This is a genomic window from Burkholderia sp. JKS000303, from assembly GCF_002563755.1.
GTDB lineage: Bacteria > Pseudomonadota > Gammaproteobacteria > Burkholderiales > Burkholderiaceae > Burkholderia > Burkholderia anthina_B.
The window spans coordinates 2597300-2611588 of sequence record NZ_PDBZ01000001.1 but is presented as its reverse complement, the minus strand read 5'-3'; the positions used below and the strand labels follow the sequence as shown (position 1 = coordinate 2611588).

Below are 14289 nucleotides of genomic sequence, written 5' to 3'. Positions count from 1 at the left end.
CGGCACGGCTGCGCACTCCCGCCTCGAATCATCGACCACCGACATGACCCAGCCTGTCTCGCTGCGCCTGATCACGCATGCATCGACCCGTGCGATGCGCACCGGCACGTTTCCCGACGACGATCCGCTCGACGCGCACGGGCTGGCCGACGCCGCGTCGGTGCGCGAGCGGTTCGCCGACGGCCCTCACGCGATCGTGCTGAGCAGTCCCGCGCGTTGCGCGCGACAGACCGCCGATGCACTCGGGCTACGCGCGCGGCTCGACGACGCGCTTCGCGATGTCGACTACGGCCGCTGGCGCGGCAAGCGACTGCACGAGCTCGCGCGCGACCTGCCGGACGAACTCGATGCATGGATCGGCGATCCGCGCGCGTCGCCGCACGGCGGCGAATCGTTCGACGACGTCGCAGGCCGCGTCGGCGCATGGCTCGACGGCCTGCCGCCCGATCGCGACGTCGTTGCGATCACGCATGCAGCGATCGTTCGCGCAGCCGTCGCGCATGCGCTTCGTATAGACCTGCGGGCCGCGATGCGCATCGACGTCGCGCCGCTGTCGTGCAAGGTATTCGTCAGGTTGACGGACGGATGGATGTTGAGCACCGACGACGATGGGTGCAATGCCGGCGTGTAGACCTCGCACGCATTTCTTACACGTCCGTAAGGCGACGATTCGTCCTCCCGACTGTCATCAAACTGACGGGTAGCCGAAGCTAGGATCGGACGCGGTTCCCTTACGAGATGCCGTCATGAATCAACCTGCTTCGTCCGCCGCCAATACGCCCGGCGCCACCGAACGCACCCGGCAGGCCGGCTATGCCGTCTTCCTGCTGGTGCTCGCAATCGGCGCCGTCTATATCGCCACCCACCTGATTGCCGATCTGTCGCCCGTCCGCGAAGGATCGTTGTTCCCGTATCTGATGCTCGGCGCCGCGCTGCTGATCGCGCTCGGCTTCGAGTTCGTCAACGGCTTCCACGACACCGCGAATGCGGTCGCGACCGTGATCTACACCCACTCGCTGACGCCAAACGTCGCGGTGATCTGGTCCGGCATGTGGAACTTCCTCGGCGTGATGGCTTCGAGCGGCGCCGTCGCGTTCGGCATCCTGCAGTTGCTGCCGGTCGAGCTGATTCTTCAGGTCGGCAGCGGCTCGGGCTTCGCGATGGTGTTCGCACTGCTGATCGCCGCGATCGTGTGGAACCTCGCGACCTGGTACTTCGGGTTGCCGTCGTCGAGCTCGCATACGCTGATCGGCTCGATCATCGGCGTCGGGCTGATGAACCAGCTGATGCACGGCCCGTCCGGCACGAGCGGCGTCGACTGGGGCCAGGCGCTCGGCGTCGGCAAGTCGCTGCTGTTCTCGCCGATCGTCGGCTTCCTGTGCGCGTCGCTGCTGCTGCTCGTGCTGAAGGCCGTCGTCCGGGTTCCGGAGCTGTACAAGGAGCCGCCGAAAGACCAGCCGCCGCCGTTCTGGATTCGCTGCCTGCTGATCCTCACCTGCACCGGCGTGTCGTTCGCGCACGGGTCGAACGACGGGCAGAAAGGGATGGGCCTCATCATGCTGATCCTGATCGGCACGGTGCCGACCGCATACGCGCTGAACAAGGCCGTCACGCCGGCCGAATCGCAGACGTTCGTCGCCGTCGCGAACCAGGCCGCCGCGACGTTCGCCAAATACTCGAACGGCGTCGCACCGTCCGCGAATCCGCGCGCCGACGTCGAACACTTCGTGCAGCGCCGCGAGATGACGCCGGCCGTGCTGCCGGGCGTGCAGCAACTGTCCACGTCGCTGGCGACCGCGGTCGGTTCGTCGGGCTCGATGGCGGCCGTGCCGCAGGGCGACGTCGACAACGTGCGCAACACGATGTATCTGGTGTCCGAAGCGATTCGCCTGATCGAGAAGTCGGGGCAGCCGGCATTTTCCGCCGACGACAAGCTCGCGATCGACAACTACCGCAAGCAGCTCGACCACGCGACCAAGTTCATCCCGACGTGGGTAAAGGTTGCCGTCGCGATCGCGCTGGGTCTCGGCACGATGGTCGGCTGGAAGCGGATCGTCGTGACCGTCGGCGAGAAAATCGGCAAGCAGCATCTGACGTACGGACAGGGCGCATCGGCCGAGCTGGTCGCCATGCTGACGATCGGCGCGGCCGATGCGTACGGATTGCCCGTCTCGACGACGCACGTGCTGTCGTCGGGCGTCGCGGGCACGATGGCGGCGAACGGGTCCGGGCTGCAGTGGAACACGGTGCGCAGCCTCGTGCTCGCATGGGTGCTGACGTTACCGGCATCGATCGTGCTGGCGGGCGGACTTTACTGGTTGTTCCGCTCGGTCGCGTGAGTGGAGAAACGGCGGGCGGCCGGAGGATCGGTCGCTCGCCGTGAAGATTCGAAGCCGGTGCTTCGGTGCTTCGCGTCGCAGTCTTTCCGTTTCGCTCGCGCCGAGCGAAGTCCATCCGGCTCATCGCCGCGTCAACGTCACCGAGATTCCGAGCCGCCGGCCCCGGCTGCTCACGCCACACCCCTCCCTTCTTTCCGGATTGGAGCGCAAGATCCGGAACGCGTCGTCGCACGGACGACATTAGACTGAGTTCATCAACTGACACCGTGGACGCTGGCATGCGCCGCGCTTGCTGACATCGCGTCGCCATCGGAAACGCCAGCCGGCCCGATAGACGTCTGGCAGTTCGATGCCGACAGCATGCTTGCACGACACCACATCGCTGACGAACGAGGTACATCCGTGAACATCGCCGATCTGCAACCCGCCTTCGAATCCGTCGACCTGGCGCAGCGCGTGAGCGCGCTCGACTGGACCACCGTCGATACCGAACTCGATCGCCATGGATGCGCCCGCGTACCGGGGCTGCTCTCGGCGGAGGAATGCACGGCGCTGGCAGCGCTCTACCCGCGCGACGAGCTGTACCGTTCACGCGTCGTCATGGCGCGGCACGGCTTTGGCCGCGGCGAGTACCAATATTTCGCGTATCCGCTGCCTGCAATCGTCGATGCGCTGCGGACAACGATCTATCCGCACCTCGCCCCGATTGCGAACCGGTGGAACCGGGCGCTCGGAAGCGACGTCCGCTATCCGGCCGAGCATCCGGCATTTCTCGAGCGCTGCCATGCGGCAGGCCAGACGCGGCCGACGCCGCTGATCCTGCAATACGGCCCGGACGACTACAACTGCCTCCATCAGGACCTGTACGGCGAGCATGTCTTTCCGCTGCAGGTCGCGATCCTGTTGTCGGCGCCGGGCCGGGATTTCACGGGTGGGGAGTTCGTGCTGACGGAACAGCGGCCGCGCATGCAGTCGCGCGCGGAAGTGGTACCGCTGATGCAGGGCGACGCGGTGATCTTCGCTGTGCATGGCCGGCCGGTGCAAGGGACGCGCGGCGTCTATCGCGTCAATCTGCGTCATGGTGTGAGCCACATCCGGACCGGACACCGCCATACGGTCGGCATCATCTTTCATGATGCGCAGTAGCGACAACCGGCATGAAGACATGCGCTGTCGCGCGCCACATCGTCCCGATACGCGTACCGCGCGCACGTCGCAGCACCTGGGCACCGTCATGCGAACAGCAACATGGCCCGAGATGCACCTGAAGTATCCAATGTGATGTTGCATCGTCGCACGTAGCGGCACGCACTCGCTCGTGGAACCGGCACGTCGCGACGGCTCGGCCCTGCCATCCTGCCGGTATCGCGTCCCATGACACGCGCCGGCATCATCCAAGGCGAACGCGGCTTTATCGCGCGTTGCATCCGGTCCGGCGGATACGGCACACGCGTCACCGCGGCGGATGTCACGATGACGCTTCAGACGGCGAATACAGGTGAGCAAGTCGATGTGTACCGGACAATCGCACCAACGACGAACGAAGCGTCCGGTGAGTGACGGAGGGCAACAGCACGCACCTGTCGCGCTCCGCATGCGATCGACTGCTCGACCTACCCGCGTGCCGCACTCGCCCGCAGCCTGTCCCCCGCATCGGATGCAAGCCGCGCATAGCCCGGCAACGTCAGCAACGCGAGCACGCCTGCGACGACGAACGCCCAACGGAAATCATCGAGCACGTAGTGAATCCCGGCCGCGTCGCCACGCACCAGCGCCGCGAGCCGCAACGCCAGCGCGCCGAACGCGATCCCCATCCCGATCGTCATCTGCTGAGCCGCACTCCACAGCGTGCTCGCCGCACTGGTCTGGTGAGACGGAATGTCGGCATAGGCGAGCGTCGCAAGCGTCGTGAACTGCATCGAACGCGTGAGTCCGTAGACGAATACGACCAGCAACGTAATGGCCAGCGGCGTCGACGCGGTCAGCCAGCCGCATGCGATCATGCAGAAACCGACGATCGTCACGTCGACGAGCGCAACGCGCCGGAAACCGAAACGGTCGAGTATCCACGACGTGCCCGCCTTCATGCCCAGATTGCCGAGCGCACTCGCGAGCAACAGCAGACCGGACTGAAACGGCGACAGCCCGAAACCGATCTGGAACAACAGCGGCAGCAGGTACGGCACCGCATTGACCGCGATTCGCGTGATCGAACCGGTGAACACCGTCACCGAGAAAGTCGGCACCTTCAGCGTCGTGAAATCGAGCAACGGATGCGCGCAACGCCGCGCATGCAACCACGCGGCGAGACCGAACAGCACGCTGGCGCCGACGAGTACCGCCGCGCGCGTGAACTGCGCGTCCTGCTGGCCGGCCGTTTCGGTACCGAGCAGCAGACACGTCAGCGCCCCGCCCGCCAGCACGAAGCCAATCCAGTCGAGCGGACGCTGTTCCTCCGCGCGCGTATTCCGGACGATCAGCCACGTACAGACGAGCGCGGCGAGACCGAGCGGCACGTTCAGCAGGAAGATCCAGCGCCACGATGCATACGTCGTGATGAAACCACCGATCGGCGGCCCGACGACCGGCGCAACGATGCCGGGCCACGTGATCGTCGCGATCGCGCGCATCAACCGCGCCTTCTCGGTGCTGCGCACGACGATCATCCGCCCGACCGGCACCATCATCGCCCCACCGACACCCTGCAACAGGCGTGCGGCAGTAAACGTTCCAACGCCGTTGGACAGCCCGCACAGTATCGACGCACCGGTAAAAATGACGATCGCACTGCCGAATACCGTGCGCGATCCATATCGGTCCGCGATCCAGCCGCTGATCGGAATGAACACCGCGAGCGCCAGCATATAGGCCGTCATCCCGAGGCTCAGCGCATTCGGCCCGACGCCAAAGGAGCGCGCCATTTGCGGCAGCGCCGTCGCGATCACAGTCGTGTCGAGGTACTCCATGAAAAAGGTCGCGGCGACGAGATACGGCAAGAAGTCGGTCGTCCGACCACTCTGTGCAGAGCTGGAAGTCATGAAGGATGCAGTTGCGGAAGGCAGAAGACGGCACACTCCGGCCACCGCGCAGGTGGCGGCCGGGACGAGTGGCGATATTACCCTGAAGCGCCCGAACTCCGCTTTGCAGGCATGTGATGCCGGAACGACTTTATGCGCATAGATTTTTTGGGCTTGAGTAGAAACCGTGCGCACTGCCTGGACGAGGATAGCGACTTTTGTCGCCAATATTACTGACGATCGGCGATTTTAATCGCCAACCAGGTCATCCTGGCGAATCGTGTATTGCTCGCCACGGCAAGCATTGCTCCACTCTGCACGACCCTGCGCGTCAGTTGTTCCGTGATAAACCACGGCACCGTCGGACGCCCGGATCAGCGAAAACTTCATATTGGCGAATGGACCGACATCGCCGTCTGCATCCTGGAATTTCGCGTGAAATGGCGCACGGACGCAGGCGGTTTCATGCTGTGCGGCACAGCCGAGCAGAGAGAAACTGAGCAGAAGCGGTATGAGCTTTTTCATTGGTATTGCTCGCAGGAATTCGTTTAGACGAAGGGAGATCACACCAGTATGGGCGCAAATACTGGAAGATAACCAAAGACCCGTCGATTCGCGCGCCTCGCCTCGAGCAGCGCGAAGCGCATCATCACGGCCGTGCAGTGGCCCAGCTCCGGTGGAATCGAACCTGCTGCCCCGCACGGTCAGGATGCCAGAGATCGACGTGCAGCCGGTAGCGCCTGGCCGGCTCACCCGCTTGGTGGTATTGGACGCCCGAATCGCCCACCTGCATTTCCGTCGCGCCAATGCAAAAACCCCCGCCTTTCGGGCGGGGGTTCTCGGCTTAGGGAGCCTGACGATTACCTACTTTCACACGGGAATCCGCACTATCATCGGCGTAGAGTCGTTTCACGGTCCTGTTCGGGATGGGAAGGGGTGGGACCGACTCGCTATGGTCATCAGGCAAAGAGGGTTGTTGCGCTGGCTTCGCAGCACAACCAATCTTGGAAGAAGCAGTAATTTTTTGAGTTGTGTGTATCGCACACACGAGAATCCAACCCGTCCGACGCGCTATCCAGCGCGAAACAGACTTGTTATAGGATCAAGCCTTACGGGCAATTAGTATCAGTTAGCTGAACGCATTACTGCGCTTACACACCTGACCTATCAACGTCCTGGTCTCGAACGACCCTTCAAGGGGATCTAGTCCCCAGGGATATCTCATCTTAAGGCGAGTTTCCCGCTTAGATGCTTTCAGCGGTTATCTCTTCCGAACATAGCTACCCGGCGATGCCACTGGCGTGACAACCGGTACACCAGAGGTTCGTCCACTCCGGTCCTCTCGTACTAGGAGCAGCCCCCTTCAAATATCCAACGCCCACGGCAGATAGGGACCAAACTGTCTCACGACGTTTTAAACCCAGCTCACGTACCTCTTTAAATGGCGAACAGCCATACCCTTGGGACCGGCTACAGCCCCAGGATGAGATGAGCCGACATCGAGGTGCCAAACACCGCCGTCGATATGAACTCTTGGGCGGTATCAGCCTGTTATCCCCAGAGTACCTTTTATCCGTTGAGCGATGGCCCTTCCATACAGAACCACCGGATCACTATGACCTGCTTTCGCACCTGCTCGACTTGTCGGTCTCGCAGTTAAGCACGCTTATGCCATTGCACTATCAGCACGATTTCCGACCGTACCTAGCGTACCTTCGTACTCCTCCGTTACGCTTTGGGAGGAGACCGCCCCAGTCAAACTGCCTACCATGCACTGTCCCCGACCCGGATCACGGGCCAAGGTTAGAACCTCAAACAAACCAGGGTGGTATTTCAAGGACGGCTCCACCGAAACTAGCGTTCCGGTTTCATAGCCTCCCACCTATCCTACACAGATCGGTTCAAAGTCCAATGCAAAGCTACAGTAAAGGTTCATGGGGTCTTTCCGTCTAGCCGCGGGTAGATTGCATCATCACAAACACTTCAACTTCGCTGAGTCTCGGGAGGAGACAGTGTGGCCATCGTTACGCCATTCGTGCAGGTCGGAACTTACCCGACAAGGAATTTCGCTACCTTAGGACCGTTATAGTTACGGCCGCCGTTTACCGGGACTTCAATCAAGAGCTTGCACCCCATCATTTAATCTTCCGGCACCGGGCAGGCGTCACACCCTATACGTCCACTTTCGTGTTTGCAGAGTGCTGTGTTTTTATTAAACAGTCGCAGCCACCAGTTTATTGCAACCCCTTCACCCTTTGCCCGCAGGGGCATCAAGCTACAAGGGCGTACCTTATCCCGAAGTTACGGTACCAATTTGCCGAGTTCCTTCTCCCGAGTTCTCTCAAGCGCCTTAGAATACTCATCTCGCCCACCTGTGTCGGTTTGCGGTACGGTCATCGTTAGACTGAAGCTTAGAGGCTTTTCTTGGAACCACTTCCAATTGCTTCGCTCCCTAAGGAGCTCGCGCCACACCCTTGAATCCTGCGCCCGGATTTGCCTAAGCGCCTTCTCCAATGCAGCGACCGGGACTTCCAACACCCGGACAACCTTCCGCGATCCGTCCCCCCATCGCATCTAACAATGGTGCAGGAATATTGACCTGCTTCCCATCAGCTACGCATTTCTGCCTCGCCTTAGGGGCCGACTCACCCTACGCCGATGAACGTTGCGTAGGAAACCTTGGGCTTACGGCGAGGGGCCTTTCACCCCCTTTATCGCTACTCATGTCAGCATTCGCACTTCTGATACCTCCAGCATCCCTTCCGAGACACCTTCGCAGGCTTACAGAACGCTCTCCTACCATGCGTGCAAAGCACGCATCCGCAGCTTCGGTATATAGCTTAGCCCCGTTACATCTTCCGCGCAGGACGACTCGATCAGTGAGCTATTACGCTTTCTTTAAAGGGTGGCTGCTTCTAAGCCAACCTCCTGACTGTTTTAGCCTTCCCACTTCGTTTCCCACTTAGCTATATTTGGGGACCTTAGCTGGCGGTCTGGGTTGTTTCCCTCTTGACACCGGACGTTAGCACCCGATGTCTGTCTCCCGTGATTGCACTCTTCGGTATTCGGAGTTTGCTATGGCGGGGTAATCTGCAATAGACCCCCCAACCATGACAGTGCTCTACCCCCGAAGGTGAGACACGAGGCACTACCTAAATAGTTTTCGGAGAGAACCAGCTATTTCCAAGTTTGTTTAGCCTTTCACCCCTATCCACAGCTCATCCCCTAACTTTTCAACGTTAGTGGGTTCGGACCTCCAGTACGTGTTACCGCACCTTCATCCTGGCCATGGATAGATCACTTGGTTTCGGGTCTACGCCCAGCAACTGAACGCCCTATTCGGACTCGCTTTCGCTACGCCTGCCCTATACGGTTAAGCTTGCTACTGAACGTAAGTCGCTGACCCATTATACAAAAGGTACGCCGTCACCCCTTTCGAGGCTCCGACTGTTTGTATGCATGCGGTTTCAGGATCTATTTCACTCCCCTCCCGGGGTTCTTTTCACCTTTCCCTCACGGTACTGGTTCACTATCGGTCGATCACGAGTATTTAGCCTTGGAGGATGGTCCCCCCATCTTCAGACAGGATTTCACGTGTCCCGCCCTACTTGTCGCACACCTAGTTCTTTCGTACTGTTTTCGCCTACGGGGCTATCACCCGCTATGGCCACACTTTCCAGAGTGTTCGGCTAACAATACAAATAAAGAGTGCAAGGCTCATCCCATTTCGCTCGCCACTACTTTGGGAATCTCGGTTGATTTCTTTTCCTGCGGTTACTTAGATGTTTCAGTTCACCGCGTTCGCTTCGCATAGCCTATGTATTCAGCTATGGATACTCCAAAAGGAGTGGGTTTCCCCATTCGGACATCTACGGATCAAAGCTTGTTTGCCAGCTCCCCGTAGCTTTTCGCAGGCTACCGCGTCCTTCATCGCCTGTGATCGCCAAGGCATCCACCACATGCACTTGTTCGCTTGACCCTATAACGAGTCTGTCTCATCGACAGTTCGTTACAGGTTGAGTTCTCGCATTTGTGCCGTATTCCAATTGAGTCAAACATAGAGTTCGAATCATCTTGAGATACATCGATACAATCACAACCCGGATAGTTTTCACGTCCATCTCATAGACGCTTCCGCTATCCAAATTACTTACTTCTTCCAGATTGTTAAAGAACGACAGCCGATATGGTGTTACTCATATCACTCTGACTGGCTCAATCGCCAATGACAAACGTTCGACGAAGTCGAACGCTTGTCATTGAAGATTGGTGGAGGCAGACGGGATCGAACCGACGACCCCCTGCTTGCAAAGCAGGTGCTCTCCCAGCTGAGCTATGCCCCCATGTACAGGTATGCCTCAGGGTGTACCGTCCGCCAAGACGGTGGTGGGTCTGGTTGGATTCGAACCAACGACCCCCGCCTTATCAAGACGGTGCTCTAACCGACTGAGCTACAGACCCCTGAGTCTGTCTTTAATTTACAGCCGATAAGCGTGAGCGCTCAACTTTGCGAGAAGCTCTAGAAAGGAGGTGATCCAGCCGCACCTTCCGATACGGCTACCTTGTTACGACTTCACCCCAGTCATGAATCCTACCGTGGTGACCGTCCTCCTTGCGGTTAGACTAGCCACTTCTGGTAAAACCCACTCCCATGGTGTGACGGGCGGTGTGTACAAGACCCGGGAACGTATTCACCGCGGCATGCTGATCCGCGATTACTAGCGATTCCAGCTTCATGCACTCGAGTTGCAGAGTGCAATCCGGACTACGATCGGTTTTCTGGGATTAGCTCCCCCTCGCGGGTTGGCAACCCTCTGTTCCGACCATTGTATGACGTGTGAAGCCCTACCCATAAGGGCCATGAGGACTTGACGTCATCCCCACCTTCCTCCGGTTTGTCACCGGCAGTCTCCTTAGAGTGCTCTTGCGTAGCAACTAAGGACAAGGGTTGCGCTCGTTGCGGGACTTAACCCAACATCTCACGACACGAGCTGACGACAGCCATGCAGCACCTGTGCGCCGGTTCTCTTTCGAGCACTCCCACCTCTCAGCAGGATTCCGACCATGTCAAGGGTAGGTAAGGTTTTTCGCGTTGCATCGAATTAATCCACATCATCCACCGCTTGTGCGGGTCCCCGTCAATTCCTTTGAGTTTTAATCTTGCGACCGTACTCCCCAGGCGGTCAACTTCACGCGTTAGCTACGTTACTAAGGAAATGAATCCCCAACAACTAGTTGACATCGTTTAGGGCGTGGACTACCAGGGTATCTAATCCTGTTTGCTCCCCACGCTTTCGTGCATGAGCGTCAGTATTGGCCCAGGGGGCTGCCTTCGCCATCGGTATTCCTCCACATCTCTACGCATTTCACTGCTACACGTGGAATTCTACCCCCCTCTGCCATACTCTAGCTTGCCAGTCACCAATGCAGTTCCCAGGTTGAGCCCGGGGATTTCACATCGGTCTTAACAAACCGCCTGCGCACGCTTTACGCCCAGTAATTCCGATTAACGCTTGCACCCTACGTATTACCGCGGCTGCTGGCACGTAGTTAGCCGGTGCTTATTCTTCCGGTACCGTCATCCCCCGACTGTATTAGAGCCAAGGATTTCTTTCCGGACAAAAGTGCTTTACAACCCGAAGGCCTTCTTCACACACGCGGCATTGCTGGATCAGGCTTTCGCCCATTGTCCAAAATTCCCCACTGCTGCCTCCCGTAGGAGTCTGGGCCGTGTCTCAGTCCCAGTGTGGCTGGTCGTCCTCTCAGACCAGCTACTGATCGTCGCCTTGGTAGGCCTTTACCCCACCAACTAGCTAATCAGCCATCGGCCAACCCTATAGCGCGAGGCCCGAAGGTCCCCCGCTTTCATCCGTAGATCGTATGCGGTATTAATCCGGCTTTCGCCGGGCTATCCCCCACTACAGGACATGTTCCGATGTATTACTCACCCGTTCGCCACTCGCCACCAGGTGCAAGCACCCGTGCTGCCGTTCGACTTGCATGTGTAAGGCATGCCGCCAGCGTTCAATCTGAGCCAGGATCAAACTCTTCAGTTTAAACCTGTTACTGTTTTCGGTTCAGTTAAGAACCGGTCGCTCACTCAAAGCTGACAGGAATATGAATTGCTTCATAAACCTGACTTACTTTAGTGTGAGACTCTTGATACTTTCGCCATCTGATCCGAGGATCAGCTCGCGTCCATCAAGCGCCCACACTTATCGGCTGTTAATTTTTAAAGAGCATTTCTGCGAGGAACTTCGTGTCTCTCAGCAGCGCTGCGTTTTCAGCAGCAGAGAAGCGAGATTATGAACCGTCTTTTTCAACTCGTCAACAACTTTTTTAACTACTTCGTTGCGACGGCTGGGGTTCAACGCCTTGTGTGTCGGGGCTCTACAGCAACCTCGACCGCACTGCTTCCCTTCCTTCTTCTCCCGCGCCGCGTTTCCGTTAGCGCGAAAGAGGCGTGATTCTAAGCACCCACCGCCGATCGCGCAAGGGGTTTCGATGCATTTTTTTGCATGCCCCTCGTTTCGGCCTTCCGGCCATGCCCGAGCACGAGAGCGCTTATGGTGCAAAGAACGGACTAGAATGTGAGGTTCTTCGCCTCTTTCTATACGTATTTAATATGCGCCAGCGAATCGCCAAACGCCTCCCCCCCGACGCCGACAAACTGGTCGGCCTGTCGCTTGCGCTCTTCGCCTCGGGCAGCCGCATCGAGGATCGCTTCTGGGAAGCGAAGCTCGATGCGCTGCTCGCCAAGATCGTTCGCAACGGCAACCAGACCACGCTCGACGCCGCACTCGACCATCTGCAGCAGAATCATCCCGATGCCTATGGCGCGCTCGCCGATATGGCGGAGACGCACAGCGAGTCGATGGTGATCGAGCACGATGGCCAGCCGCATGACGCGCTGCTGGTCGCCGTCCCCGTTCTCGCCTGGACGCGCTACATGATTCCGTCGGGTCCGCTCAAGGGTGACGTCGCCGACGCGCTGCGCACGCACCTGCAGGCGCACGTGCTCGCGAGCGGCACGCTCGTCGGGCTCGCCCCGTTCCTGTACAGCATCGACCAGTTACCGCGACACCACGTCGAAACCTACCGGCTCGCGCAGCAACTCGCGCATGCGGCAATCGGTCAGCATGCCGCGAAGCTGAGCTTCGGCGACCTGCCCGAAACTTCGCCGATTCTGGCCGACCCGCGCTTTCTGCTCGCCGTCGTCGCCGCACCGGCCGGCGCGCCGTTGTTCCGCTGGCAGGAAGAAGAGCACGGCAACCGAATCGAACGTGGCCAGTGCCTCGAGCAGTGGACCGCCCAGGGCGGCCCGAACCTGTCGGCTGCCCTCCCCGGCTGCGAATTCGAATGCCTGCTTCCGGACGCGTACTATTCGGCCTGCCGTGATGCAGACGAACGCATTCGTCCGCACACCGTCCGAACGGCCATCCGTTATCTTTTCGACACACTTGGTGCGGCGCCTCAGGAACTGCGCGCGGTGGTCGCCGGCTTCGGCGAACGCCGGATCGACGAGTATCGCGTCGGCTTCACGCGCCGCGCCAGCAACGACGTGATCTACGGTGTCGTGTGGCCGCTCTACGGCCGCGAGAACGGCGACGTGTCGATCGACAGCGCAACGCTCGAAGGCGAAGCGCCGATCGAAGGGCCGGTCGAAGAAATCGTGAGTCTGCTGAAGGAATGCGGCGTAACCGACGTCCGGCGGCACGCAGGCCGCTTCGAACCCGAGTACTGCGACGACTGCGGCGTGCCGCTGTACGCCGATCCGCTCGGCGAAATCGTCCACGCGGAAATGCCTGAAGACGCATCCCCCGCGCAGCCGCACTTTCACTGATCCGCACCGCAGGCCTGCAGCGCCTGCCCGCACGAAGCCGCTCCCGGTTCCCGCCGGAGCGGCTTTTTTCTCGCCCGCATTTCCGGCACCGGAAATTTCGGACTTTTCCTAAGCCTTTCAGCCAAGCAGACATCGTGTAAGGTCTTTGTCATTATCGGGGCCCACGGCATGCCGACGGCAGCTCAATGACTTACCTTACGGAGGTTGACTATGCGGTTCCTGGTGTTGAACTCAGACGCCGAGCGGCGTGACGGACTGAAAGCATTGCTACGGCAAATCGACCGCCACGCCAGCATCAACGATGCCCCCGACGGCTTCCAGGCGCGCCGCCTGCTGCGTACCCAGCGTTTCGACCTCGTTGCGATCAACTGGCTGGACGTTGGCCGGCTCAGCGAACTTCAGGCGCTCTGCAGCGCCTGCTCGCCGACGCCTGCCGCGGTACTCATCGACGAATCCACGCCGGAAGCCATCCAGCGCTTCTTCAACTACGGCGTCGCGGGCGTGATCCCGCACTCGACCCGGCCGCACCTGATCGTGCGCGCACTCGAAATGGTGATGCTGGGCGGTCATTACATTCCGCCCATCGCACTCAGCCTGTTGCCGTCCGCTGCGGCCGCACGCCACGACGCCCATTTCCAGACGCTCGCCGGATCGCTGCCGCGCCGCCCGCCAACCGGCCTGCTGTCGCCGCGACAGGCGCAGATCATGCGCTTCGTTCATATGGGCAGTACCAACAAGATGATCGCCCGTACGCTCGGCATCAGCGAAGGCACGGTGAAAATCCACCTCGCCAGCATCTTCCAGCAGCTCGGCGCGGCAAACCGCGCCGCCGCAGTTGCGATCTACAACGGCTGGCTGTCGCCGCACCTCGAGGTATTGCTGGCGAACCGTGATCGCGCACGCAAGCCCGTCATCGGCGAACGCGGCCCGGTTCCGCTGCGTGCGCAACGGAACAACCGTCCGTACCCGCTGCCTGCCGCAAACGCCAGCGCCCCGGATCTGCCGCTCGCGGCCGAGCCGACGCCGCGGTTTCGGCGCGAACGCTAGTCGTCTCGATATTGCGACGGTCGGCATGTGCGGATTCCCACCT

At 60.0% G+C, this 14289-nt stretch carries 7 protein-coding genes, 2 tRNA genes and 3 rRNA genes; 5 read left to right on the top strand and 7 right to left on the bottom strand.

The window, feature by feature from the left end; translation table 11 throughout:
• The first annotated feature begins 43 nt into the window (after positions 1 to 43).
• From BX604_RS12645 to BX604_RS12635, 3 genes are all read left to right on the top strand, one after another.
• On the top strand, positions 44 to 631 hold the full coding sequence (locus tag BX604_RS12645; RefSeq protein WP_098551083.1) for a histidine phosphatase family protein: 588 nt from the start codon (positions 44 to 46) through the stop codon (positions 629 to 631).
• Positions 632 to 746: 115 nt separating this feature from the next.
• Entirely contained in the window at positions 747 to 2339 is a 1593-nt protein-coding gene (locus BX604_RS12640; RefSeq protein ID WP_098551082.1) for an inorganic phosphate transporter, read from the top strand.
• A gap of 402 nt (positions 2340 to 2741) precedes the next feature.
• The gene (locus BX604_RS12635) at positions 2742 to 3485 is read left to right on the top strand and encodes a 2OG-Fe(II) oxygenase (protein ID WP_098551081.1); all 744 of its coding nucleotides are present in this window, start codon (positions 2742 to 2744) and stop codon (positions 3483 to 3485) included.
• 467 nt (positions 3486 to 3952) lie between these two features.
• On the opposite strand, the gene BX604_RS12625 is transcribed toward BX604_RS12635, so the two are convergent.
• From BX604_RS12625 to BX604_RS12590, 7 genes are all read right to left on the bottom strand, one after another.
• Positions 3953 to 5377 carry a DHA2 family efflux MFS transporter permease subunit gene (locus tag BX604_RS12625; protein ID WP_098551079.1) on the bottom strand — a complete coding sequence of 475 codons (1425 nt, stop codon included), beginning with the start codon at positions 5375 to 5377 and terminating at the stop codon, positions 3953 to 3955.
• 228 nt (positions 5378 to 5605) lie between these two features.
• Positions 5606 to 5881, bottom strand: coding sequence for a hypothetical protein (locus BX604_RS12620; protein ID WP_098551078.1), 276 nt, complete (start codon positions 5879 to 5881; stop codon positions 5606 to 5608).
• 326 nt (positions 5882 to 6207) lie between these two features.
• Positions 6208 to 6320 (bottom strand): 5S ribosomal RNA (gene rrf, locus BX604_RS12615).
• A 134-nt stretch (positions 6321 to 6454) separates the two neighbouring features.
• Positions 6455 to 9335, bottom strand: a 23S ribosomal RNA gene (locus BX604_RS12610).
• 288 nt (positions 9336 to 9623) lie between these two features.
• A tRNA-Ala gene (locus tag BX604_RS12600) sits at positions 9624 to 9699 on the bottom strand.
• Between the two features lie 41 nt (positions 9700 to 9740).
• Positions 9741 to 9817 (bottom strand) — tRNA-Ile (locus BX604_RS12595).
• A gap of 62 nt (positions 9818 to 9879) precedes the next feature.
• Positions 9880 to 11412, bottom strand: a 16S ribosomal RNA gene (locus tag BX604_RS12590).
• Together the 16S, 23S and 5S rRNA genes with 2 tRNA genes alongside form the textbook arrangement of a ribosomal RNA operon.
• A gap of 569 nt (positions 11413 to 11981) precedes the next feature.
• Here BX604_RS12590 and BX604_RS12585 point away from each other — a divergent pair.
• Both BX604_RS12585 and BX604_RS12580 read left to right on the top strand, forming a co-directional pair.
• Positions 11982 to 13199, top strand: a complete 1218-nt coding sequence (locus BX604_RS12585; protein ID WP_098551077.1) for a DUF2863 family protein — start codon at positions 11982 to 11984, stop codon at positions 13197 to 13199.
• Positions 13200 to 13409: 210 nt separating this feature from the next.
• Complete coding sequence (locus BX604_RS12580) at positions 13410 to 14246, top strand: LuxR C-terminal-related transcriptional regulator (protein WP_098551076.1); 837 nt, start codon at positions 13410 to 13412, stop codon at positions 14244 to 14246.
• Positions 14247 to 14289: the final 43 nt, after the last annotated feature.